Genomic DNA, 23,094 nt, shown 5'->3' on the forward strand with positions numbered 1-23,094 from the left:
ATCCCCTCACGACCTCGGTCCGAAGAACTCGGCACGCGCCGCGTTCACCCGCGCTTGGGCTGCCGCGGCACCTTGGAAACTCACTGCGCCCGAACCGGTCGCGGCCAGGGTCAGCGCGATCAGGCCGCCGATCACCGACAGCAGCTCGGGTTCGGGCAGGGCGCTGTTGTCACTGGTCGGCTTGAACTCGTGGTTCGGCTTGGCCGCCGGCGCCGGTGCGGCCGCGGCGGGCGGAGCTGCGGGGGCCTGCGCCGCAGGTGGCACGGCTGCAGGAACAGGCACTGCCACAGCGATATTCGGAGCACCGGGGACGGCCGGTGCGGCGGGGATCGTGATCGATGGCAGAGCCGGTGCGGCCGGGACCGAGGGGATCGGGATCAGGAGCAGCAGCAGTGGCGAGGCCGAACCGACTGCCGCCGAACCGACCGCGGCCGAACCGACTGCGGCAGAACCCGCGCCGGCGGAACCTACCCCCGCAGAACCTACTGCGGCGGAACCGACTGCGGCAGAACCTGTTCCGAGAACGGCCGAGCCCGCGCCGAGTGCGGCCGAACCGGTGCCCGCGGCGGCCGAGCCGACCGCGGCCGAACCCGTACCGAGAACCGCTGCCGCACCTGCCGAGCCGGTGCCGAGAACCGCTGCCGCGCCGGCCGAGCCGGTGCCGAGGATGGCGGCCGCGCCTGCGGAGCCCGTGCCGAGTACTACGCCCAAGCCCGCCGACCCGGTACCGAGCAGCACGCCGAGCCCGGCCGAACCGGTGCCGAGGACAACGCCCGCGGCCGCCGAGCCCGTGCCTGCCGCAGCGGAGCCGACGGCGGCCGAGCCGGAAAGTGGGCCCGCGACTTCCTTCCTGGGGAGATCATCGCTCGATTGGCCGGGGATGGTGAGGGGGGCCCATTCGCCGTCGTCCGCGACCGAGGCGCCTGACTGCGGGTTGCCGTTCCCCTGCCCACTGCTTCCGGTGTCGGGCGCCTGCGGCGCAGGTGTGGGCGGTTTTTCCGGGGCGGCCATCGCGACAGCGGGCCCTAAGAGCGCACAGCCGGCCAGGACACTCGCAGCGGCAAACACGCGCAACATGCGACCAATGGCCATGCGCTAGATCATCCCCTTAGTTATTCAGCGCAGCATTAACCCCCGGTCGCGACACATTCCGGGATCGACGAACAGTAGCCCATAGTAAACCCAGGGCCTCAGCCCCGCAGAAGAGAGCAAGAGTCGTCCAGCCCCCTGGACGTGTGTGACATGCCATAGCCGCAGGCCGGGGACTTTTCCCCGGCCTGACGCCTCAAAGTTAGCTATGCGCCGTAAACCGGCTCCGGCGGAGTGCTCTTCTCGATCAGTTCCTTGACGACCGGACCCAGCTCGGCGGGGTTCCAGCGAGCGCCGCGATCGACCGGAGTGCCATGGAGCCAGCCCTGCGCCAGCGCGACCTTTCCGCCCTCTACCTCGAACATCCGGCCGGTCACCCCGGCGGATTCGGCGCTGCCGAGCCACACCACCAGCGGCGAGACGTTCTCCGGAGCCATCGCGTCGAAGCCTGCGTCGGGAGCGGACATGGTGTCGGCGAAGACCGTCTCGGTCATCCGGGTGCGGGCGGCGGGGGCGATGGCGTTCACGGTCACGCCGTACCGGCCGAATTCGGCCGACGCGGTCAGTGTGAGACCCGCGATGCCCGCCTTGGCCGCGCCGTAGTTGCCCTGGCCGACACTGCCCTGCAGACCGGCGCCGGAGCTGGTGTTGATCACGCGGGCGTCCACCGGACGGCCCGCCTTCGACTCGGCCCGCCAGTACTCGGCCGCGTGCCGCATGGTGGCGAAGTGGCCCTTGAGGTGCACGCGAACCACCGCGTCCCACTCGTCCTCGCCGAGGTTCACCAGCATGCGGTCGCGCACGAAGCCGGCGTTGTTGACCAGCACGTCGAGCCCGCCGAACGTGTCGACGGCCTGGCGAATCAGGCGGCGAGCGCCTTCCCAGTCGGCGACGTCGTCGTAGTTGGCGACGGCCTCGCCACCGGCGGCGACGATCTCGTCGACAACCTGCTGAGCGGGGGTTTCCGTGGTCGCGGCGCCGTCCAGCGCGGTGCCGACATCGTTGACCACCACGCGGGCGCCTGCTGCTGCGAAAGCCAGGGCGTGGGCGCGGCCGATTCCTCTTCCGGCGCCGGTCACGATTACCGTGCGGCCGGCGCACATTGACTGGTCGTCCATATTGCACTCCTGTGTTTATCGGCGGCTGGCGCCGCGGGATTTTCGGCCCTGTGGGCCTCACATCCGAAGGGCGATACTGCGCCTTCGGCGTTCCGTCTCGCCCTTCGGATGCGAGGCGGCCGAAAATCGTGGTGGTTGGGTTGGGCGGGTGGCGTTGGTTGCGGCAGGTGGGGGACGTTCAGTCGCTAGACGAGGTGACTGCTGAGGGTTCGCATCGGCGGCTAGTTGTTCGCGTTGGCGGCGTCGAGGAAGGCGGGGCGTTCGCCGCCGCCGTGGACGAGCAGGGCGGCGCCGGTGATGTGGGCGGCCAGCGGTGAGGCCAGGAAGAGGGCGGCGTTGCCGACGTCGGCGGGGCTGGCGAGGCGGCCGAGGGGGACAGTTTTCGCGACGGCGGCCACGCCGTCGGCGTCGCCGTAGTGCAGGTGGCTGAGTTCGGTCTCCACCGGGCCGACGACGACGGAGTTGAGCCGGACCTTCGGAGCCCACTCGACTGCCAGCGAGGTGACCAGATTGTCCAGGCCCGCCTTGGCCGCACCGTAGGCGGCGGTGCCCGGCGAGGGCCGGTGCCCGCTGACGCTGGTGATCATCACGATCGAGCCGCCCGCGTCCTGCTTCTGCATCAGCGCGTTGGCCTGTTGGGAGATCAGCAGGGGCGCGAGCAGATTCAGCTCCACGATCTTGGCGTGGAATTTGGGGCTCGCGGCCTCGGCCATCGCGAACGGGGCGCCACCGGCGTTGTTCACCACATGGTCGACCCTGCCGTACCTCGCGAGGATCTCGGCGAACATGGCGGCGACCGCGTCGGCGTCACGCACATCGCAGGTGAGGTGTTCGGCGCTGCGGCCGCCTGCCGTAATCGGTTCGTCGGCCGGTCTGCGCGCGCAGGTCAGCACCGTCGCGCCCGCGGCGAGGAAGGCCCGGCTGATTCCGGCGCCGACGCCGCGTACGCCGCCCGTCACCAGAACGATCTGCTCGGAAAGGTCGATTTCTACAGCCACCGTGTTAACCTACCAAGCAATTGCTTGCTTTGTCTCGGGTTCGCCGGGGCGCGCACGAGGAGACATCGCGATGGGGATTAACCGTCACACCGAAGCCGACGGGGTAGAGGTCGTCACAGTCGACTATCCGCCGGTCAACGCCCTGCCCTCGGATGGCTGGTTCGCACTGGCCGACGCCGTGAGGGCAGCGGGCCGCAATCAGGAGACCCGGGTGGTCGTCCTGCGCGCGGAAGGCCGCGGGTTCAACGCGGGCGTCGACATCAAGGAGATGAACGCCGACGTCGGCCATACCGCGCTGATCCGCGCCAACCACGGCTGCTTCGACGCCTTCGCCGCGGTCTACGACTGCGAGGTGCCCGTGGTCACCGCGGTGAACGGCTTCTGCCTCGGCGGCGGCATCGGCCTGGTCGGCAACTCCGATGTCATCGTCGCCTCCGACGATGCCACCTTCGGGCTGCCCGAAGTGGACCGTGGCGCGCTCGGCGCCGCCACGCATCTGTCTCGGCTGGTCCCCCAGCACCTGATGCGCACCATGTTCTACACCGCGGGCAAACTCACCGCCCAGCAGCTGCACCACTTCGGCTCCGTGTACAAGGTGGTGCCGCGCGCCGAACTCGACGCCGCCGCGATGGACGTCGCCAAGAACATCGCGAACAAGGACGGCCGGGTGATCCGGGCCGCCAAACGCGCACTCAACGGCATCGACGTGCAGGACGTACACCGTTCCTACCGCTACGAACAGGGCTTCACGATGGAGCTCAACCTCGCCGGGGTCGCCGACGAGATCAGGGCGCGCTTCGACGACGATCTCGCCGCGCAGAAGAAGGAGAGCTGAAAGCCATGCGCGACAAGAGAATGACCCTCGACGAGGTGGTCGGTGAGCTGCGCAGCGGCATGACCATCGGGATCGGCGGCTGGGGTTCGCGGCGCAAGCCGATGGCGCTGGTGCGCGCGCTGCTGCGCTCCGATGTCACCGACCTGACCGTGGTCACCTATGGCGGCCCCGACCTCGGCCTGCTCTGTTCGGCGGGCAAGGTCCGCAAGGCGTACTACGGGTTCGTATCGCTGGATTCGGCGCCGTTCTACGACCCGTGGTTCGCGAAGGCGCGCACCGAGGGCGCGATCACCGTGCGCGAGATGGACGAGGGGATGGTGAAGTGCGGGCTGCAAGCGGCCGCGGCACGACTGCCGTTCCTGCCGATCCGGGCCGGGCTCGGATCCGCCGTGCTCGACTTCTGGGAGGGCGAGCTGAAGACCGTCGCATCGCCGTATCCCGCCGCCGACGGTCGCGTCGAGACCCTGGTCGCGATGCCCGCGTTGAATCTCGACGCGTCGTTCGTGCACCTGGATCTGGCCGACAAGCACGGCAACGCCGCCTACACGGGCGTCGACCCGTACTTCGACGATCTGTACTGCCTGGCGGCGGAGCGTCGCTATGTCTCGGTGGATCGCATCGTCGAGACCGAGGAACTGGTGAAAGCCGTTCCGCAGCAGTCGATCATCCTCAACCGCATGCTGGTCGACGGTGTAGTCGAGTCGCCCGGTGGCGCGCACTTCACCTTCTCCGGCAGCTACGGGCGTGACGAGAAGTTTCAGAAGCACTATGTCGCCGCCGCGAAGACGCCGGAGTCGTGGGCCGAGTTCAAGGCTCGCTACCTGGATGTCTCCGAAGAGGAATACCAGTCCGCCGTGGCCGCGTTCGCCGAGGAGCAGAAATGATGACAGCATCGCAGAGCGATTCCGTGAGGGGCGGCGGTCGGGTGACGGGCGGGCCAATTACTCGTGCTGAGGTCTGCGTCGTCGCCGCCGCGGAGATCTTCCGCGGGGCCGGTGAGATCATGGCCAGTCCGATGTCGACGGTCACCACCATCGGCGCCCGGCTGGCCCGGCTCACCTTCGAACCCGACCTGCTGCTCTCCGACGGCGAGGCGCTGTTCTTCGCCGAGGTACCGGCGATCGGCGCCAAAGCCCCTGTCGAGGGCTGGATTCCGTTCTCGCGGGTGTTCGACGTTGTCGCCTCGGGCCGTCGCCATGTGGTGATGGGCGCCAACCAGATCGACCGGTTCGGCAACCAGAACCTGTCCGCCTTCGGACCGCTCCAGCAGCCGTCCCGGCAGATGTTCGGCGTTCGTGGCGCACCGGGCAACACCATCAACCACGCGACCAGCTACTTCGTGCCGAGGCACAACAATCGGGTGTTCGTCGACAAGGTCGACATCATCTCCGGAATCGGTTACGACCGCATCGATCCCGAGAATCCGGCCTACCGCTTCCATCACCTGCACCGCGTGGTGACCAACCTGGGCGTGTTCGACTTCAACGGCCCCGACCACACCTTGCGCGCGCTGTCGCTGCATCCGGGCGTGAGCGCGGCCGAGGTCGCCGAGAACACCTCCTTCGAGGTAGCCGAGCTGGGCGAAGCGGGCGAGACCAGGCTGCCGACCGAGGAAGAGCTGCGGATCATCCGAACCGTGCTCGATCCCAAGGGTTTCCGGGAGAAGGAAGTAGCGGCATGAGCGCGCGCTTGCGGACTCCGCTGACCGAGCTGGTCGGCATCGAGCACCCGATCGTGCAGACCGGCATGGGCTGGGTCGCCGGTCCACGGCTGGTCGCGGCCACCGCCAACGCGGGCGGACTCGGCATTCTCGCCTCGGCGACGATGACTTTCGAGGAGCTCGAGGCAGCGGTCGCCAAGACCAAGTCGCTCACCGACAAGCCCTTCGGCGTGAACATCCGCGCCGACGCCACCGACGCTCCCGAACGCATCGAACTGCTCATCCGTGAGCAGGTGCGGGTCGCGTCGTTCGCGCTGGCGCCGAAGAAGGAACTCATCGCTCGGCTCAAAGATGCCGGTGTCGTGGTCGTTCCGTCGATCGGCGCGGCCAAGCACGCGGTGAAGGTGGCCTCATGGGGCGCCGACGCCGTAATCGTGCAGGGCGGCGAAGGTGGCGGGCACACCGGCCCGGTCGCCACCACCCTGCTGCTGCCGTCGGTGCTCGACGCCGTCGACATCCCGGTGATCGCGGCGGGCGGCTTCTTCGACGGTCGCGGTCTGGCTGCCGCGCTGTCCTACGGCGCGGCGGGCGTCGCGATGGGCACCCGCTTCCTGCTCACCCAGGAGAGCACCGTCCCCGAGGCGGTGAAGCAGGAGTACCTGGCCCGCGGTCTGCAGGACACGGTCGTGTCGGTGAAGGTCGACGGAATGCCGCACCGGATGCTCAACACCGAGCTGGTCGAGAAGCTGGAACACTCCGGCGGCTGGCGCGGGCTGTCAGCCGCGGTGAGCAACGCCGCCAAGTTCAAGAGCATGACCGGGATGAAGTGGTCGACGCTGATGCGCGACGGTCTGGCCATGCGAAAGACCAAGGACCTCAGCTGGTCTCAGGTCGTGATGGCGGCGAACTCGGCGATGTTGACCAAGGCCGGTCTCGTCGAGGGTCGCACCGACGCGGGGGTGCTGCCCGCGGGCCAGGTCACCGGCATCATCGACAGCTTGCCGACCGTGGCGGAACTGGTCGAACAGATCGTCGCCGACGCGGTGGCCCGGATCGCCGCGGTGAGCGCGTTGACCAGCGAGCCCGCCGCCGAAGCGCGCTGACCGATCGAAGCTCGCCCCCGACTCGACGGCCTGGAGCGTCCGTCGAGTTCGCCGGGTGATCAGAGCGCCGGACCAGGTGCGACGCCCACAAGGCGCGCCCGGGTCCGGCGCTTTTCGCTGTTGTCCGCGACGCCCCCGGTGAAAACTATCGCAGTGCGACCTCGACGCGGTTGTCGTGGAAGACCGCGCCGCCGTAGTCCGAATCACGTTCGGCGATGGTGGCATTCACGGTCGCGCCGCCGGTGAACTTGGCCCAGCGGCCTTTGGTCGTGCCCGCGACACCCGGCCGGACCCGGTCCGAGACCTCGGCGACCGCCTCGAAGGAACCGCGGGAGTTGGACACGATCACCGCGGCGCCATCGGCGATACCGCGTGCGGCGGCGTCGTCGGGGTGCAGCGTGATGCTGGATTCACCGGCGCGACGTCGCAATTCGGGGTTGGAGCCGAAGGTGGTGTTCAGGAAGTAGTGCGAGGCGGCGGAGATCAGCACCAGGCCGGCGCCGGGGTCGGTGGGCGGGGTGTAGGCCGGTAGCGCGTCGTGACCGTCCAGTTCGGCTCTGGCGGAGACGAACTGGAGCTTTCCCGCGGGAACCGGGCCTGCCTGTACCTTCAGGAATCCGTCGGCCCTGAGACGTTCGAGGTCGTGGCCTTTCAGCAGTTGTCCGGCGAGTTCTTCGTCGGAGTCGTAGAGCGCGGGCTCGGTGAGACCGAAGCGCCGCGCTAGTCGACGGAAAGTCTCTGTGGTGGAGAGGCATTCGCCGGGCGGCTCCACGGCCGGTTCGTTCCAGATCAGATAGAGGTGCCCGTAACCGGCGAGCACGTCGAGATGTTCGGGCTGCATCGTGGCGGGCAGGACGATGTCGGCATAGTCGACGGTGTCGGTTCCGAAGTGCTCGAGGACCACGGTGAACAGGTCTTCGCGGGACAGGCCCTCGATCACGCGCCGCTGATCGGGATTCGAGCCGACCGGATTCGCCCCGATCACGAACAGCGCCTTGACCGGCGGACCATCGGTCTCGAGCAGGGCTTCGCCGAGCCGGGTCATCGACAGGGTGCGGACCGGTCGCGGCAGCAGGTCATCGCGGCGCAGTGCGGCCTCGTCGAGGCGGAAGTGCCCACTCGTCGAATAGTGCAGTCCCCCACCGGGGATCGCCCAGTCGCCGGTGACGCCGGGCAGGCAGCCGAGCACCCGCAGCGCCATACCGCCGCCCGCGTGTCGCTGCATACCTTGCGAGGCGCGGATGGCGGTCGGCCTGGTGCGGGCGATCCGCGCACCGAGCGCGACGATCTGTTCTGCCCGCAGGCCGGTGATCGCGGCGACGCGTTCGGGCGTGTATTCCTCGATACGGTCGCGGAATTCGGGCCAGCCCTCGGTGTGCTCGGCGATGAACTCGGTGTCCTGCGCGCCCAGCGACACCACCACGTGCAGCAGCCCGAGGGCCAGCGCCGCGTCGGTGCCGGGCAACGGGGCGAGGTGTTCGTCGCAGCGCTCGGAGGTCTTGGTGCGGACGGGGTCGATGGAGACCAGATAGGCGCCGCTGTCCTGGATGAACTTCCACAGGTGGTGCCCGGAACTGAGCGGATTGGTGCCCCACAGCAGGATCAGCTTCGACTTCGCGAAGTCCTCGGGGTCCATGCCGCCCGAGGTGCCGAGGGTGTAGCGAAGGCCCGCGCCGCCCGCGACCGAGCAGATGGTCGGCGCGTGGTGCGACGCGCCGAGCAGGTTGAACATCCTGCGCCCCGGAAAGCCTTCCAGCCCTTGGATATAGCCCAGGCTGCCGGTGCCGTGGAACGGCCAGACCGCCTCACCACCGAATTCGTCGATGATCCCGGTGACCCGCGTGGCGATCTCGTCGAGCGCGGTGTCCCAGCTGATCCGCTCGAACCGCCCCGACCCCTTCGGCCCGACCCGGCGCATCGGATACCTGAGCCGATCCGGCGCGCCGACCTGCTCGAGATAGCGGTTCACCTTCACGCACAGCGCACCGCGCGTGACCGGGTGTTCCTTGTTCCCACGTAGCCCCGTGGCGACCCCGTCCTCGACGGTCACCACCCACGAGCACGCGTCGGGGCAGTCGAGCGGGCATGCACCGAGCACCTTCACCAGGCCATCATAGGTGGGATGAATCACCCCCGCCGAGACCGGACGTGCCCGCCACGCTGCGGCGCTGGGATGTGGCGACCCACTGGTGGTGAACGAAGAGTGGCCCCCGGCGAAATATGCCGAGGACCACCACTTTTCGTAGTGCGGAGCTACTTCTTGTCGGCGTCCAGACGCTCGATGATCGTCACGTTGGCCGTGCCGCCACCTTCACAGATGGTGAGCAGGCCGTAGCGGCCGTTCACGCGCTCGAGCTCGTTGAGCAGTGTGGCGAACAGCTTGGCGCCGGTCGCGCCGAGCGGGTGGCCGAGCGCGATGGCGCCACCGTTGACGTTCACCTTCGCCGGATCGGCGCCGATCTCCTTGATCCAGGCCAGCACCACCGGGGCGAAGGCCTCGTTGATCTCGATGACGTCGATGTCGTCGATGGTCAGGCCGGTCTTCTCCAGCGCCCACTGGGTGGCCGGGATCGGTGCGCTGAGCATGAAGATCGGGTCGGCGCCGCGCGCGCTGACGTGGTGGATGCGGGCACGCGGGGTCAGTCCGTATTCCTTGACCGCCCATTCGGAGGCGAGCAGGGTGGCGCTGGCGCCGTCGGAGATCTGACTGGCGACCGCCGCGGTGAGCGGGCTGCCCTCCGACAGCGGCTGCAGCGTCGCCATCTTCTCCAGGCTGGTCTCGCGCGGACCCTGATCGACGGTGAAGTCGCCGACCGGCACGATCTCGTTGTCGAAGCGGCCCTCGGTGATGGCGGCCTTGGCGCGCTGATGACTCTGCAGCGCCCAGCGCTCCATGTCCTCGCGGCTGATGCCCCACTTCTCGGCGATCATCTCCGCACCCTTGAACTGGGAGACCTCACCGGTGCCGTAGCGCGAGTCCCAGCCCTTCGCGCCGATGAACGAGGATTCGAAGCCGTACGGCTTGCCCGCGATCATGGCGGCGCCGATCGGGATGGCGCTCATGTTCTGCACGCCGCCTGCCACGATGACCTCGGCGGTGCCGCTCATGATGGCCTGCGCGCCGAAGTTGATCGCCTGCTGGCTGGAACCGCACTGCCGGTCGACGGTGACGCCGGGCACCTCTTCGGGGTAGCCGGCGACCAGCCACATGGTGCGGCCGATATTGCCCGCCTGCGGACCGAGATTGTCGACACAGCCCACGATCACGTCGTCGACGACGGCCGGGTCGATGCCGGTGCGTTCGACCAGGCCACGCAGCGCGGCGGCGCCGAGATCGGCGGAGTGCACCTCGGCCAGCGCGCCACCGCGCTTGCCGACAGCGGTACGTACCGCATCGATCACATAGGCCTCCCGTAGCGGGGTGTAGGGGCGGCGCTCGGCGGATGCGGTCATATTGGAACTCCTATTTCGCGGTGCCCTCGGGCACGGTCAGCCCGTCGAGCACGATGGTGAGATATTGCTGAGCAAGGGTTTGCACGGTGATCGGGCCGCCGGGGGTGTACCAGCGCACCGCGACCCACACGGTGTCGCGCAGGAAGCGGAAGGCCAGTTCCACATCGAGTTCGGCACGGAAGCTGCCGTCGGCGACGCCGGCGGCGAGCACGCGGTGCCACAGCTCGCGGAACTCGGTGTTGAAGTCGCGGATGTAACCGAAGCGCTCGACATCGCGCAGGTTCTTGGCCTCCGCCTGGTAGATCGCGACGGCGGCGTGATGCCGGTCGAACGACTCGTAGGAGGCGATCACCAAGGACTCCAACGTGTCTCGCGAGCTCAGGCCGGCGGCCGCGATCTCGCGGTAGCGGCCGAACAGGTCGTCGAGGAAGCCGCGCAGGATCTCGTCGACCATCGATTCCTTGGAATCGAAGTGGTGGTAGAGACTGCCGGAGAGGATGCCCGCCGAGTCTGCGATGTCGCGCACCGTGGTGGCACGCAGTCCACGTTCGGCGAACAGGTCGGCGGCGAGACCGAGCAGTTCAGCGCGGCGGGTGCGTTTCACGGTGTCGGGTGCGGTCACACCCGTCATCGTACAACCAAGCACTTGCTTGGTTCAGGGTTACCCGCCACGGCGATCATGCGCGCTGACTGCTCACCGAGACAACCTCGCCGGTCAGATACGAGGTGTAGTCACTGGCCAGCATGGCGATCGTCGCCGCTACTTCCCACGGTTCGGCGGCGCGACCGAAGGCCTCGCGCTCGCTGAGCGAGTCGAGCAACTCGGCCGAGCTCACCTTGTCCAGGAACGGATGACGGGCGATGCTCGGCGCGACGGCATTGATCCGCACGCCGAATTCGGCGCCTTCGACCGCGCTGCACCTGGTCAGCGCCATCACGCCCGCTTTCGCGGCCGCGTAGTGCGCCTGGCCGTGCTGGGCACGCCAGCCCAGCACCGAGGCATTGTTGACGATCACGCCGCCGTGGCCCGCGCCACGGAAGTAGCCGAGAGCGGCCCGGGTGCAACGGAACGTGCCGGTGAGGGTGATGTCGAGAACCTGGTCCCACTGCTCGTCGGTCATGTCGACCACCGGGGTCTCACCGCCGAGGCCGGCGTTGTTGACCATGATGTCGATCCGGCCGAGTTCCGCTGCGGCCGCGCTGATCAGCTGGTTGACCTGCCCGGTGGCGCGGACGTCGCACACCACGGCGCCGACCGTGCGCTCCGGGAAATCCTTCGAGAGCAGCTCGGCGGTTTCGGTCAACCGCCGTTCGTGCCAATCGGAGACGACGACATCGGCGCCTTCCTGGAGAAGCCTGCGCGCGGTGGACGAACCGATACCGGTGCCCGCCGCCGCGGTGATCACGGCCTTGCGGCCGGTCAGCAGGCCGTGCCCGGGGATCGGCGCCGGAGCGACCGACAGCGGGGAATTCTGCTCGGTCACGGGCGCGCCTCTCGCGGCAGACCGAGCACCCGCTCGGCGATGATGTTGCGCTGCACTTCGTTCGAACCTCCATAGATCGTGTCGGCGCGGCTGAACAGGTACAGCCGCTGCCATGCGGTCATGTCGTCGGGGCCGGTGAGCAGGCCCACCGCGCCTTGCACGGCCATCGCCAGTTCACCGAGGTCGCGATGCCAGTTGGCCCACAACAACTTCGATACGGAGGCTCCGCCCGCGTCGTCGTGGTCCTCGCTCATGGTGCGCAGCGCGTGCGCGCGCAGCACCCGCAGTCCCACCCAGGCGCGATCGAGGCGATCGGCGATCAGCGGGTCGTCGGCGGCGCCGGTGCGCCGGGCCAGGTCTTCGATGTCGGAGAGTTCACGCGCGAAGCGGATCTGCTGGCCGAGGGTGGAGATGCCGCGCTCGAACGTGAGCGTGCCCATCGCGATTCGCCAGCCGTCGCCCGGCGCGCCGACCACCAGGTCCGCGTCGGTGACGGCATCGTCGAAGAAGACCTCGTTGAATTCGGAGGTGCCGGTGAGCTGTTCGATCGGCCGCACTTCGATGCCCGGCTGGTTCATCGGGACCAGCAGATAGGACAGGCCCTTGTGACGGCTCGAGCCGCGCTCGGTGCGGGCGATGACGAAGCACCAGTCGGCGACGTGCGCGAGCGAGGTCCAGATCTTCTGGCCGTTGATCACCCACTTGTCGCCGTCGAGGCGCGCGGTCGTCGCGACGGCGGCCAGGTCGGAACCGGCGCCGGGCTCGGAATAGCCCTGGCACCACAGTTCGCCGACCGAGCGCACGCCCGGCAGGAAGCGCTTCTTCTGTTCATCGGTGCCGAAGGCGAGCACGGTGGGGCCGAGCAGTTCCTCGCCCACATGCGAGACCCGAGCGGGCGCGTCGGCCTTGGCGTATTCCTCGTGGAAGATCACCTGCTGACGCACGCTCGCGCCGCGACCGCCGTATTCGACCGGCCAGCCGAGACAGGTCCAGCCCGCCGCGGCGAGGTGTCGGTCCCACGCCAATCGCTCTTCGAAGAATTCGTGCTCGCGGCCGGGTCCACCGGTGCCGCGCAGGTCAGCGAACTCGCCCGAAAGATTCTCGGCGAGCCAATCGCGTATTTCCGCGCGAAACTCCGCGTCGGAAGTCGCGGTATCGGAATCTGAGGTCTGGATCACGCCCACCTCGGTAGGATAACCTACCAAGCACTTGCTTTGTTAGCTGCTTCGGAAGAACAGCGAACCGCACAACGGTGAGGACCCCGTGACACCCCCTGCACAAACCACTCCGCAGGCGCTGCGACACATCGCAGCGGCGCATCCGCACGAGCCTGCCCTGATCGACGGCGCGATCCGCCTGGACTGGACCGAGCTGCTCGACCAGGTCCGGGTGGCCGCCCGCGCCCTGATCGCCCGTGGCATCTCCCCTGGCGACCGGGTCGCGATGTGGGCGCCGAACACCTATCACTGGGTGATCGCCGCCCTGGCCGCGCATTCCGTCGGGGCCGCGCTGGTGCCGCTGAACACCCGGTACGTGGCGGCCGAGGCCGTCGATGTGCTGGCCCGCGTCGATGCGAAGGCCCTGTTCGTCGCCGGTCCTTTCCTCGGTCGCGATCGAGCGACGGAACTGGCGGCGGCGGCACCGGAACTGGGCATCGGGACCGTCGTCGTGATCCCGATCGGCGACGAACCGGCCCGCGCCGCGGGAGCGCCCATACCCACGACCGTGACGTGGGACGAGTTGCTCGAACAGGCCGCGACCGTGTCCGAAGCGGTCGGCGAGGAGCGGGCCGACCAGGTCTCCCCCGACGACATCTCCGACATCCTGTTCACCTCCGGCACCACCGGCCGCAGCAAGGGCACGCTCGTCGCCCACCGGCAGGCCCTGGATGTGGTGCGCGGGTGGGTCGAGTGCTCGACTCTGCGCGTGGGCGACCGCTACCTGGTGATCCCGCCGTTCTTCCACAACTTCGGTTACAAGGCGGGCATTCTCGCGTGCCTGGTCACCGGGGCCACGATCGTGCCGCAGGCCACCTTCGACGTGCCCGCCGCACTGGCGCTCATCGAGTCCGAGCAGATCACCGTGCTCACCGGTCCGCCGACGATCTACCAGACCATCCTCGAGCATCCACAGCGCGCCGACCGTGCGCTGACCTCGCTGCGGGTAGCGGTGACCGGCGCGGCGACCGTGCCGGTGGTCCTGATCGAGCGGATGCGCGACGACCTCGCCTTCGAGGTGGTCATTACCGCCTACGGCCTGTCCGAGACGGCCGGTTTCGGCACCATGTGCCGCCCCGAGGACGACGCCGCCACCATCGCCAACACCTGCGGACGCCCGATCGCGGGCTTCGAGCTGCGCCTGTCCGACGCCGGTGAGGTGCTGCTGCGCGGACCGAACGTGATGCTCGGCTACCTCGACGACCCCGAGGCCACCGCCGAGGCCATCGACGCCGAGGGCTGGCTGCACACCGGTGACATCGGCATCGTCGACGAGCGCGGCTACCTGAAGATCACCGATCGGCTCAAGGACATGTACATCACCGGCGGATTCAACGTCTATCCCGCCGAGATCGAACAGACCCTGGCCAGGCTCGACGGTGTCGCCGAGTCCGCGGTGATCGGCGTGCCCGACGAGCGGATGGGCGAGGTCGGCAAGGCCGTCGTGGTCCGCAGGGCCGGATCCACGCTGACCGCCGACGAGGTGATCGCCTTCGCCGCGGGTCAGTTGGCGAATTTCAAAGTGCCAAGGCTCGTCGAGTTCCGCGACCAGCTGCCCTACAGCGCCGCGGGCAAGGTGCTCAAGCGTGAGCTACGTGAGGAGAAGTCGTGAGTCCCGAAACCGAGGCCGAGGTCGTCACCTATGAGGTGCGTGGACCGGTCGCCGTCGTCACCATGAACCGGCCCGACTTCCGCAACGCGCAGAACTCGAAAATGACCTACGCCCTCGATGCCGCCTTCGTGCGGGCCGTCGAGGATCCCGAGGTCAAGGTGATCGTGTTGGCGGGCAACGGGAAACACTTCAGCGCCGGGCACGACATCGGCACGCCGGGTCGCGACCACGATGTCCACTACGAGAACAAGGCCGCGCTGTGGTGGGACCACCTCGACCGCCCCGGCGGCGATCAGCGGTTCGCGCGCGAGTCCGAGGTGTATCTCGGCATGTGCAGGCGCTGGCGGGAAATCCCCAAGCCGATGGTGGCGATGGTGCAGGGCGCGTGCATCGCGGGCGGGCTCATGCTGGCCTGGGTGTGCGATCTGATCGTCTGCTCCGACGACGCGTTCTTCTCCGATCCGGTGGTCCGGATGGGCATTCCGGGCGTGGAGTACTTCGCGCATCCGTGGGTGATGGGTCCGCGCGCGGCCAAGGAGTTCCTGTTCACCGGTGACCGGTTCGGGGCGGCGCAGGCCAAGGAGTGGGGCATGGTCAACCGGGTCGTGCCGCGCGACGAGCTCGAGGCCGAGGTGATGGGCCTGGCCGAGAAGATCTCCGCCATGCCGCAATTCGGGCTCGCGCTCACCAAGAAAGCTGTCAACCAGGCCGAGGATCTGATGGGCATGCGCTCCGGCATGGACTCTGTCTTCGGCCTGCACCATTTCGCACACGCGCACAATGCCGAGGTCGGCGCCGATTCGCTCGGCGGGATGAACGCCCGCTCGATGAAGGGCGCCGCCACCTCCGCCGAACAGAACGGGACGAAGTAAGTGGATCTCGAGATCGACCCGGCTGCCCGGGAATTCCAGCTGGAGGTGCGCGAGTTCCTCGCCGCCAATGTTCCCGCCGAACCATTGCCGTCGATGGACACGGCGGAAGGCTTTACCGCGCACCGGGAATGGGAGGCGAAGCTGGCGCAGGCGCGGCTGTCCGCCGTCTCGTGGCCGCGCGAGTTCGGCGGGCGTGACGCGTCGATCCTGGAATGGGTGCTGTTCGAGCAGGAGTACTACGCCGCCGGCGCACCGGGGCGAGTCGCGCAGAACGGCATCTTCCTGCTCGCGCCGACCCTGTTCGAGCACGGCACCCCCGAACAGCTCGCGCGGATCCTGCGGCGCATGGCCCGTGGTGACGACATCTGGGCGCAGGCCTGGTCGGAGCCGGAGTCGGGCAGCGACCTCGCGAGCCTGCGCTCGACCGCTCGACGCACCGAAGGCGGCTGGCTGCTCAACGGCCAGAAGACCTGGAGTTCGCGTGCGTCCTTCGCCGATTGGGCGTTCGGCCTGTTCCGCAGCGATCCCGAGGCCCAGCGCCACCACGGACTCACCTACGTGATGTTCCCGCTCACCGCCGAAGGCGTGAGCGTGCGCCCGATCCCCCAGCTCGACGGCGAACCCGGCTTCGCCGAGATCTTCCTCGACGATGTCTTCGTGCCCGACCACGATGTGATCGGCGGGGTGAACGAGGGCTGGCGCGTTGCGATGGCGACCTCGTCGAACGAACGCGGCCTCTCGCTGCGCAGCCCGGGGCGGTTCAGCGCCACCGCGCAGCGGCTCATCGAGCTGTGGCGCGAGACTGCCGACCCGAGCGATACCGCGGCCAGGAACTCGGTGGTCGACGCCTGGCTCGGCGCCGAGTCCTACCGGCTGCACACTTTCGGCACCGTCACTCGCCTCACCGACGGCGGCCAACTCGGCGCGGAATCGTCGATCACCAAGGTGTACTGGTCCGAACTCGACATCGCCATGCACGAGACGGCGCTCGACCTGCTCGGCACGGCCGCCGAGCAACGCAGCAGCTGGACCGATGGCTATCTGTTCTCGCTCTCGGGCCCGATCTACGCGGGCACCAACGAGATCCAGCGCAACATCATCGCCGAGCGCATCCTCGGCCTGCCCCGCGAGAGCAAGCGATGAACGTGCATTTCTACTCAGGAGGCCTGCGATGAGATTCGCGCTCAGTACCGAACAGCTCGACTTCGCCGCCGAGCTGCGCAAGATCCTCGAGGCAGGCCAGGCGCCCGCCGCGGTGCGTGCCTGGGCGGACGGTGACCCCGCCAAGGGCCGCGCGCTGCTGCGGCAGATCGCCGAGATGGGCGTCTTCGGCTTGATCGTCGACGAGAAGTACGACGGGGCGGACGCGACCACAGTCGATCTCGTCGTCGCGCTGATCGAACTGGGTCGTGGCGCTGTCCCCGGCCCGGTGATCGAGTCGGCTGCCGTTATTCCGGCTCTGCTGCAACGCCTTCCGGACGACGCTTCGGCGCAGCGGTGGTTGCCCGCGCTCGCGAGCGGCGACGCGCTCGGCACCGTCACCTTCGAGCCGCAGCGCGGCATCGCTCTCGACGCCGATATCGCCGAGCCGGTGCTCGTCGCCACCGACGGTCGACTGACGCTCGGCCTCCCGTCCAGCTCCGGCGGGGATGCGGCAACGGAGCCGGTGACCTCGATCGACCCCGCCCGCAAGCTGTTTCGCGTCACGGTCGACGAACTGATCGCCGAGGGTCCCGAGGCAGAAGCCGCCATCGACTACGCCTTCGACATCGGCGTTCTCGCCTGTGCCGCGCAGCTCCTCGGCGCGGGCCGCTCGATTCTCGAGCAGACCACCTCGTACGCGAAGCAGCGCAAGCAGTTCGGTCGCGCTATCGGTGAATTCCAGGCAGTGAAGCAGCAACTCGCCGATGTGTTGATCGCCTTGGATCTGGCCGAGCCGCTGGTGTACCGCGCGGCGCTCACCCTGGATTCCGCCGACCGCGCTCGCGATGTCTCGGCAGCCCTGGTGACCTGCGGCGACGCTGCTCATCGCGCAGCGCGCGCCGGGCTCCAAGTGCACGGTGCCATCGGCTACACCGCGGAGTTCGACCTGTCGTTGTGGCTCACCAAGGTCGCCGCCCTGCGCACTGCCTGGGGCACAGCCGATTTCCATCGGGGCAGGATCGCCGACGCCCTACGCGCCGCCGAACCCGCTGCCGCCACGAGCTGAGACCGCGATGCCACCGCCGACCCAGGCCGCACACCGCGCCATCACCGAGCCTTACGAGGAACTCCATGTCATCGAATGAACTACTCGAATTCCGGACCTCCGTGCGGGCCCTGCTCGGCAAGCACGCGACGTCGGCCGCGCTGCGTACCGCGATGGACACCGACCTCGGGTACGACCCGAAGTTGTGGCGAATGCTGTGCGAGCAGGTCGGTGTGGCCGCGCTCGCGGTGCCGGAGGAGTGGGGTGGCGCGGGGGCAGGCCTCGTCGAATCACTCATGGTGGTCGGCGAGTTGGGACGGACGCTGAGTGGGGTGCCGATGCTCGGTTCGGCGGTGCTCGGGGTGCAGGCGATCTTGCTGGCCGACGACGAACCATCCTGCGCCCGACTCTTGCCCGATCTGGCCGACGGGTCGCGCACGGCGGCCCTGTGCTGGGCCGATGCCAACGGCTGGGATTCGCTCGGCGTCGTCGTGACCGAGGGGAAGCTCAGCGGCGCGGCCCATTACGTGCTGCACGGGGCGCAGGCCGACCTGCTGTTGGTACTGACCGACGACGGGCTGTTCGAGACGACAGCCGACGCTCCCGGCGTTGTCATCACCGCGACCCCCGCGCTCGACCCCACGCGCAAGCTCGCCACCATCACCTTCACCGATGCCCCCGCCACCCGGATCGGCACCGGCGACCCCGCGACGCTGCGCCGCCGGTTGCGCGAAATCGCCTGGGCGGCGCTGGCTGCCGAGCAGGTCGGGGCGGCAAGGCACTGCCTCGAGATGACGGTCGAGTACACGGCATCGCGCGTGCAGTTCGGACGCCCGATCGGCAGCTTCCAGGCGCTCAAGCACCGGATGGCCGATATGTACGTGCTGGTCGAGTCGGCCGAATCGGCGGCGCTGGCCGCTGCCCAGGCAGTCGCCGAGAACAGCTCGTCGGCCGCTGAGGATGCCTGGGTCGCACGCAAACACTGCACCGAGACCTTCTCCACGGTGGCGGCCGAGACCATCCAGCTGCACGGCGGCATCGCCATCACCTGGGAGCACGACGCCCACCTCTACTTCAAGCGGGCCCATGCCACCGCCGAGCTGTTCGGCACCGGCAAGCGCCCGGTCGCGGCCTAACCGACATTCCCCGAAAGCCCTGGCCGCAGTCCCGCGGCCAGGGCTTTCGGCATGCTGTGCGCCATTTCACCGGCCCGGGGGTCGAATCCGCACTGGATTTAGATAGTTAGCTTATGTAATATTAAATCCCGTGAAGCAGACACCGCAGCCATCCGCGGACGACATCGTGGTCGACCTGTTGGTCACTGCTGGTCGGCTCACCCGACTGGCCGGGGCGATCAGCAACGACGATCTGCCCCGCGCGGCCCTGCGGGCCCTGGCCGTGCTCGACGAGCACGGCGGTCTGCGGGTGAGCGATTTCGCTCGGATCGACAGATGCTCCCAACCGGCGGCAACGGCGCTGATCGGTCGACTCGTCACCGACGGATTCGCCACCCGCACCAAGGACCCGCGCGATTCCCGGGCAGCGCTCGTCGAGCTCACCCCGGCCGGCCGGTCCCGACTCACCGAGGCCAGACGCGCGTTCGCCGCCGCCATGGCGCCCGGACTCGCCGATTTCGACCTCGACCGGCTGATCCGTCTCGATACCGATATGAACGACCTGCTGACAGCCCTCCGCTCGGTTGCCCGCGGTCATCAGTGAAGCAACAGGAGCGCCAGTGAGCATCCCCCAGTTGACTCGCGACAACACTGCCGCAGCCACTTCCCCATCCGGCCAGCCCAAGGCTGTCTGGGCCGTCGCCTTCGCGAGCGTGATCGCGTTCATGGGTATCGGCCTCGTGGATCCCATTCTCAAGCCGATCGGCGAACAGCTGAACGCGACGCCGTCCCAGGTGTCGCTGCTGTTCACCAGCTACATGGCCGTGACCGGTGTCGCCATGTTGGTCACCGGCGTGATCTCGAGCCGCTTCGGCGCGAAGAAGACGTTGCTGTCCGGGCTGGCGATCATCATCGTGTTCGCCGCGCTGGCCGGCCTGTCCGGCAGCATCGGCGAGATCATCGGTTTCCGCGCGGGCTGGGGCCTCGGCAACGCCCTGTTCATCGCGACGGCGCTGGCCACCATTGTCGGCGCGGCCACCGGCGGCGTCGCCAAGGCGATCATCCTCTACGAGGCCGCGCTCGGCATCGGCATCGCGACCGGCCCGCTGCTGGGCGGCGTGCTCGGTGGCATCAGCTGGCGTGGACCGTTCTTCGGAGTGTCGGTGCTGATGGCCGTCGCCTTCATCGCGATCATCGTGCTGCTGCCCGAGATGCCGAAACCGGCGCATCCGACCTCGATCACCGCGCCGTTCAAGGCATTGCGGCACAAGGGATTGCTGACCGTCAGCATCACCGCGCTGCTCTACAACTTCGGCTTCTTCACCCTGCTCGCGTTCACCCCGTTCCCGCTGGACATGGGCACCTACGCGATCGGCTTCATCTTCTGCGGCTGGGGCATCCTGCTCGCCCTGTCCTCGGTGTTCCTCGCCCCGAAACTGCAGGCGCGCTTCGGTTCGCTGCCGATGATGGCCCTGTCGCTGGCCCTGTTCGCGATCGATCTGGCCGTGATGGGGATGTTCACCGAGCACAAGATCGTGCTGATCGTCGGCGTCGTGATCGCCGGCGCTTTCCTCGGCGTGAACAACACGCTGATCACCGAGGCCGTGATGATCTCGGCGCCGGTCGAGCGCTCGACCGCGTCGGCGGCCTACAGCTTCGTGCGATTCGGTGGCGGCGCGGCGGCGCCGTGGGTGGCGGGCAAGCTCGGTGAGCACAATATGTCGCTGCCGTTCTGGCTCGGCGCGGCATTCACCGCCGCCGCGGTCGCGGTGCTGTTCCTCGGGCGCGGCGCGCTGGCCCACATCGACGATCACGACCCGGCCCCGCACTCCGTCGAGGAGGCACAGGCCATCACCGTCGGCGATTGACGGTGTTTGCTGGAGCGCTTGCGCGCTCGAGTTCGCGGCCCCTCCGGTCCCGTCGATCAGGCACCGTTGCTTGCTCCTTCGTCGCCTACGCAACGGCACCTGATCGACGGGACGGCCGCCCCTCCCTAGGGGTCGGGGTTCGGGTTCGAATTCAGGTAGCGTCGGTGCATGACCGAGGACCGGCGTGGACTTGTCAAGGTTGAGACCGGACAGAAGCGAGTACGGGTCTATCTGCGCGGGAAGCTGGTGGCCGACACTTTGCGGCCGCTGCTGGTCTGGGAAGTCCCGTATTACCCGACCTACTACGTGCCGCTCACCGACGTGCGCGCCGACCTGGACCCGAACGGGATCACCGAGCACTCCCCCAGCCGCGGCGACGCGACCGGATACGACGTGGCGGTCGAGGGCATGCGGGCCGAGGGTGCGGCGCTGCGCTACCTCGACTCACCGCTCACGGAACTGAAAGACGCTGTGCGACTGGATATCGCCGCGTTCGATTGGTTCGAGGAAGACGAGCAGGTGTTCGTCCATCCCCGCGATCCGTATTCGCGCGTGGACATCCTCGGCAGCTCGCGACACGTGCGGGTGGAGATCGACGGGGTCACCGTGGCGGACTCGCACTCGCCGCGCATTCTGTTCGAAACCGGTTTGCCCGCACGGTATTACCTGCCGCTGACCGATGTCCGGATGGATCTGCTGACCGCGTCCGACACCCACACCAGCTGCCCGTACAAGGGCACCGCGGACTACTGGAATGTCCGGGTCGGCGACACCGAGCACCCGGACGTCGTCTGGATCTATCGCACGCCGCTGCCGGAGAGCCAGAAGGTGGCCGGGTTGGCGTGCTTCTACAACGAGAAAGTCGACATCTACCTGGACGGTGTGCGACAGGATCGCCCGCGCACACCGTTCAGCTGACTATTCGCCGACCTCGAGGACGCCCTCATCGACCGCCCACTTGATCGACTTCTCCAGTGACGGGCACGATTCCGGCCGACCCGGCCGCGCACCGTGCGCGGTCAACTGCGCGAAGATCGGGCAGTGCGCGTCGGGCCGGTCGGTCCACTGCACCGAGGTCTGGTGCGCGCTCGCCTTGCGCACCAGCACCTGCGCCGAACACGTCTGGCACCGCAGTGGCGTCATGCCCGAGTCGAGGTAGTGCTGTTTGTCGACCACGGTTTGCGCCTGCACTGCGGCCCGTCGCACGGGCTGATCAGCGAAATCGGGTGCCTTGGCCCAGGTCGGAGCGGGCCGCGACGGATCGCCGGACCTTTGCGGCTCGCCCGACCTGGAACTCATCACACGCCCGCTTCCTCGGACTCGGCCTTGCGGCGCAGGTTCTCCGCCACCTCGGCCTCCCACGCCTGATTCGCCTTGGTCGTATCGACCTCGAATTCGAAGCGCTGGGTCATCTTCTCGGTGACGTCGGCGACGTCGACGTAGAACTGGTCGTACCAACGGCGCAGCTGGTAGACCGGGCCGTCCTCCTCGCAGAGCAGCGGGTTCTCGACCTTGGACTTGTGCTTCCAGATCTCCACGTCCTGCAGGAAGCCGTCGCCGAAGAACTTGGCCATCGTGTCGGCCAGCTTCTTCGCGGCCTCGTCGGGCAGACCCTTGGGCTTCTCGACGCTCAGGCCCCACTGCAGCACGAACGAATCCTGGCTGACCGGGTAGTGGCAGTTGATCAGCTGGACCTTGATCTCGTACCCGCTGTAGATGTTCACCAGCGGATTGATCATGTAGGACGGTCCGAAGTAGGACGCCTCCGACTTCAGCAGCGTGTCACCGCCGTGCTTGGCGGCCATGCCGACGTCGGGACGACCCTTGGTCTCCAGGAACTGCGTCGCCACATGCCCTTCGAAGACGTTCTTGAAGAACGTCGGGAAGGCGTAGTGGATGTAGAAGAAGTGCGCCATGTCCACGACGTTGTCGATGATCTCGCGGCAGTTGGCGCCCTCGATCAGCAACGAGTCCCACGTCCAGTCGGTCCAGCCGCTGTTGTGGGTCTCGGTCGAATTGCCCTGTTCGTCGGTGTACGGACCCTCGATATACGGGATCGTAACCTCCGAGGGCGGTTCGTTGCCCTCGTGATCGTGCCAGATGTAGAGCTGACCGTTGCGCTCGAGCGTGGTCCACTTCCTGGTGCGGGCCAGCGGCGGAACGCGGCGCGCGTACGGAATCGCGGTGCACTTTCCGCTCGCGCCCCAGCGCCAGTCGTGGAACGGGCAGGCGATGTCGTCGCCCTTCACCGTGCCCATGCTCAGATCGCCGCCCATATGCCTGCAGTAGGCATCGAGCACGCGGATCTGGTCGTCGGTATCGGTCCACACGACGAGCTTGGTACCGAAGATCTCGACCGCGTGCGGTTTGCCGTCGCGGAACGTCGCCGCGAGACCGACACAATGCCAGCCGCGTGCGAACCTCGTCGGCGGTGCACCGACGTCGAGTTCCCTCACCTTGGGGTTGATCGCCATCCCGAACC

General features: G+C 68.1%; 22 protein-coding genes. 12 read left to right on the forward strand and 10 right to left on the reverse strand.

Annotated elements, in window-relative coordinates; genetic code table 11:
* Positions 1-6: 6 nt before the first annotated feature.
* The 3 genes from ASD42_RS20345 to ASD42_RS20355 all read right to left on the reverse strand — a co-directional run bounded on the left by ASD42_RS20345 (position 7) and on the right by ASD42_RS20355 (position 3,205).
* Positions 7-1,092 (reverse strand): hypothetical protein, encoded by a 1,086-nt coding sequence (locus ASD42_RS20345; RefSeq protein WP_156677514.1) that lies wholly within the window; start codon positions 1,090-1,092, stop codon positions 7-9.
* Positions 1,093-1,295: 203 nt separating this feature from the next.
* A complete protein-coding gene (locus ASD42_RS20350; RefSeq protein ID WP_056818878.1) occupies positions 1,296-2,207 on the reverse strand; it encodes an SDR family oxidoreductase in 912 nt (303 codons plus the stop codon).
* A 221-nt stretch (positions 2,208-2,428) separates the two neighbouring features.
* Positions 2,429-3,205 (reverse strand): SDR family oxidoreductase, encoded by a 777-nt coding sequence (locus ASD42_RS20355; RefSeq protein ID WP_056818880.1) that lies wholly within the window; start codon positions 3,203-3,205, stop codon positions 2,429-2,431.
* A gap of 70 nt (positions 3,206-3,275) precedes the next feature.
* On the opposite strand from ASD42_RS20355, the gene ASD42_RS20360 reads away from it, so the two are divergent.
* From ASD42_RS20360 to ASD42_RS20375, 4 genes are read left to right on the forward strand one after another with little or no spacing between them, the layout of a single operon-like run.
* On the forward strand, positions 3,276-4,040 hold the full coding sequence (locus ASD42_RS20360) for an enoyl-CoA hydratase family protein (RefSeq protein ID WP_056818882.1): 765 nt from the start codon (positions 3,276-3,278) through the stop codon (positions 4,038-4,040).
* Positions 4,037-4,924 (forward strand): CoA transferase subunit A, encoded by an 888-nt coding sequence (locus ASD42_RS20365; RefSeq protein ID WP_056818884.1) that lies wholly within the window; start codon positions 4,037-4,039, stop codon positions 4,922-4,924. Before ASD42_RS20360 ends, ASD42_RS20365 begins: the two co-directional genes overlap by 4 nt.
* On the forward strand, positions 4,924-5,721 hold the full coding sequence (locus tag ASD42_RS20370) for a CoA-transferase subunit beta (protein WP_056818886.1): 798 nt from the start codon (positions 4,924-4,926) through the stop codon (positions 5,719-5,721). The genes ASD42_RS20365 and ASD42_RS20370 overlap by 1 nt, the downstream gene beginning before the upstream one ends.
* Positions 5,718-6,803 carry an NAD(P)H-dependent flavin oxidoreductase gene (locus tag ASD42_RS20375; RefSeq protein WP_056818888.1) on the forward strand — a complete coding sequence of 362 codons (1,086 nt, stop codon included), beginning with the start codon at positions 5,718-5,720 and terminating at the stop codon, positions 6,801-6,803. The genes ASD42_RS20370 and ASD42_RS20375 overlap by 4 nt, the downstream gene beginning before the upstream one ends.
* A gap of 145 nt (positions 6,804-6,948) precedes the next feature.
* On the opposite strand, the gene ASD42_RS20380 is transcribed toward ASD42_RS20375, so the two are convergent.
* From ASD42_RS20380 to ASD42_RS20400, 5 genes are all read right to left on the reverse strand, one after another.
* A complete protein-coding gene (locus tag ASD42_RS20380; protein ID WP_056819351.1) occupies positions 6,949-8,907 on the reverse strand; it encodes a molybdopterin-containing oxidoreductase family protein in 1,959 nt (652 codons plus the stop codon).
* Positions 8,908-9,056: 149 nt separating this feature from the next.
* Positions 9,057-10,256, reverse strand: coding sequence for an acetyl-CoA C-acetyltransferase (locus ASD42_RS20385; RefSeq protein ID WP_056818891.1), 1,200 nt, complete (start codon positions 10,254-10,256; stop codon positions 9,057-9,059).
* A 10-nt stretch (positions 10,257-10,266) separates the two neighbouring features.
* Positions 10,267-10,887, reverse strand: a complete 621-nt coding sequence (locus ASD42_RS20390; protein WP_062982761.1) for a TetR/AcrR family transcriptional regulator — start codon at positions 10,885-10,887, stop codon at positions 10,267-10,269.
* Positions 10,888-10,933: 46 nt separating this feature from the next.
* Entirely contained in the window at positions 10,934-11,740 is an 807-nt protein-coding gene (locus ASD42_RS20395; protein WP_056818892.1) for an SDR family oxidoreductase, read from the reverse strand.
* The gene (locus ASD42_RS20400; RefSeq protein WP_084465504.1) at positions 11,737-12,924 is read right to left on the reverse strand and encodes an acyl-CoA dehydrogenase family protein; all 1,188 of its coding nucleotides are present in this window, start codon (positions 12,922-12,924) and stop codon (positions 11,737-11,739) included. Before ASD42_RS20400 ends, ASD42_RS20395 begins: the two co-directional genes overlap by 4 nt.
* Positions 12,925-13,003: 79 nt before the next feature.
* Between ASD42_RS20400 and ASD42_RS20405 the strand changes: the two genes are divergently transcribed.
* The 8 genes from ASD42_RS20405 to ASD42_RS20440 all read left to right on the forward strand — a co-directional run bounded on the left by ASD42_RS20405 (position 13,004) and on the right by ASD42_RS20440 (position 21,530).
* The gene (locus ASD42_RS20405) at positions 13,004-14,569 is read left to right on the forward strand and encodes a FadD3 family acyl-CoA ligase (protein ID WP_056818895.1); all 1,566 of its coding nucleotides are present in this window, start codon (positions 13,004-13,006) and stop codon (positions 14,567-14,569) included.
* Positions 14,566-15,441 carry an enoyl-CoA hydratase gene (locus tag ASD42_RS20410; protein WP_056818897.1) on the forward strand — a complete coding sequence of 292 codons (876 nt, stop codon included), beginning with the start codon at positions 14,566-14,568 and terminating at the stop codon, positions 15,439-15,441. The genes ASD42_RS20405 and ASD42_RS20410 overlap by 4 nt, the downstream gene beginning before the upstream one ends.
* The gene (locus ASD42_RS20415) at positions 15,442-16,584 is read left to right on the forward strand and encodes an acyl-CoA dehydrogenase family protein (protein ID WP_056818899.1); all 1,143 of its coding nucleotides are present in this window, start codon (positions 15,442-15,444) and stop codon (positions 16,582-16,584) included. It abuts the gene before it with no gap.
* Positions 16,585-16,612: 28 nt separating this feature from the next.
* Entirely contained in the window at positions 16,613-17,650 is a 1,038-nt protein-coding gene (locus ASD42_RS20420; RefSeq protein ID WP_056818901.1) for an acyl-CoA dehydrogenase family protein, read from the forward strand.
* Positions 17,651-17,715: 65 nt separating this feature from the next.
* Positions 17,716-18,765: an acyl-CoA dehydrogenase family protein gene (locus ASD42_RS20425; protein WP_056818903.1), complete on the forward strand. Its 1,050-nt coding sequence runs from the start codon at positions 17,716-17,718 to the stop codon at positions 18,763-18,765.
* A 130-nt stretch (positions 18,766-18,895) separates the two neighbouring features.
* Positions 18,896-19,348 (forward strand): MarR family winged helix-turn-helix transcriptional regulator, encoded by a 453-nt coding sequence (locus ASD42_RS20430; RefSeq protein ID WP_056818905.1) that lies wholly within the window; start codon positions 18,896-18,898, stop codon positions 19,346-19,348.
* Between the two features lie 16 nt (positions 19,349-19,364).
* On the forward strand, positions 19,365-20,612 hold the full coding sequence (locus tag ASD42_RS20435; protein WP_082843632.1) for an MFS transporter: 1,248 nt from the start codon (positions 19,365-19,367) through the stop codon (positions 20,610-20,612).
* A 168-nt stretch (positions 20,613-20,780) separates the two neighbouring features.
* A complete protein-coding gene (locus ASD42_RS20440; protein WP_056818907.1) occupies positions 20,781-21,530 on the forward strand; it encodes a DUF427 domain-containing protein in 750 nt (249 codons plus the stop codon).
* Here ASD42_RS20440 and ASD42_RS20445 read toward each other — a convergent pair whose 3' ends face one another.
* Both ASD42_RS20445 and ASD42_RS20450 read right to left on the reverse strand, forming a co-directional pair.
* Positions 21,531-21,911 (reverse strand): hypothetical protein, encoded by a 381-nt coding sequence (locus ASD42_RS20445; RefSeq protein WP_056818908.1) that lies wholly within the window; start codon positions 21,909-21,911, stop codon positions 21,531-21,533.
* Complete coding sequence (locus ASD42_RS20450) at positions 21,911-23,086, reverse strand: Rieske 2Fe-2S domain-containing protein (protein WP_056818910.1); 1,176 nt, start codon at positions 23,084-23,086, stop codon at positions 21,911-21,913. The genes ASD42_RS20445 and ASD42_RS20450 overlap by 1 nt, the downstream gene beginning before the upstream one ends.
* Between the last annotated feature and the right edge of the window lie 8 nt (positions 23,087-23,094).

It is taken from the genome of Nocardia sp. Root136 (assembly GCF_001427185.1).
In the GTDB taxonomy this organism is placed as follows: Bacteria; Actinomycetota; Actinomycetes; order Mycobacteriales; family Mycobacteriaceae; genus Nocardia; species Nocardia salmonicida.

Excerpts from the sequence above, each read along its gene's own strand:
- ASD42_RS20440 (WP_056818907.1), top strand. The coding sequence starts at position 20,781 with ATGACCGAGGACCGGCGTGGACTTGTCAAGGTTGAGACCGGACAGAAG.
- ASD42_RS20370 (WP_056818886.1), top strand. The coding sequence starts at position 4,924 with ATGACAGCATCGCAGAGCGATTCCGTGAGGGGCGGCGGTCGGGTGACG.
- ASD42_RS20445 (WP_056818908.1), bottom strand. The coding sequence starts at position 21,911 with ATGAGTTCCAGGTCGGGCGAGCCGCAAAGGTCCGGCGATCCGTCGCGG.
- ASD42_RS20375 (WP_056818888.1), top strand. The coding sequence starts at position 5,718 with ATGAGCGCGCGCTTGCGGACTCCGCTGACCGAGCTGGTCGGCATCGAG.
- ASD42_RS20385 (WP_056818891.1), bottom strand. The coding sequence starts at position 10,256 with ATGACCGCATCCGCCGAGCGCCGCCCCTACACCCCGCTACGGGAGGCC.
- ASD42_RS20425 (WP_056818903.1), top strand. The coding sequence starts at position 17,716 with ATGTCATCGAATGAACTACTCGAATTCCGGACCTCCGTGCGGGCCCTG.
- ASD42_RS20345 (WP_156677514.1), bottom strand. The coding sequence starts at position 1,092 with ATGGCCATTGGTCGCATGTTGCGCGTGTTTGCCGCTGCGAGTGTCCTG.
- ASD42_RS20450 (WP_056818910.1), bottom strand. The coding sequence starts at position 23,086 with ATGGCGATCAACCCCAAGGTGAGGGAACTCGACGTCGGTGCACCGCCG.
- ASD42_RS20350 (WP_056818878.1), bottom strand. The coding sequence starts at position 2,207 with ATGGACGACCAGTCAATGTGCGCCGGCCGCACGGTAATCGTGACCGGC.
- ASD42_RS20390 (WP_062982761.1), bottom strand. The coding sequence starts at position 10,887 with ATGACGGGTGTGACCGCACCCGACACCGTGAAACGCACCCGCCGCGCT.
- ASD42_RS20360 (WP_056818882.1), top strand. The coding sequence starts at position 3,276 with ATGGGGATTAACCGTCACACCGAAGCCGACGGGGTAGAGGTCGTCACA.
- ASD42_RS20420 (WP_056818901.1), top strand. The coding sequence starts at position 16,613 with ATGAGATTCGCGCTCAGTACCGAACAGCTCGACTTCGCCGCCGAGCTG.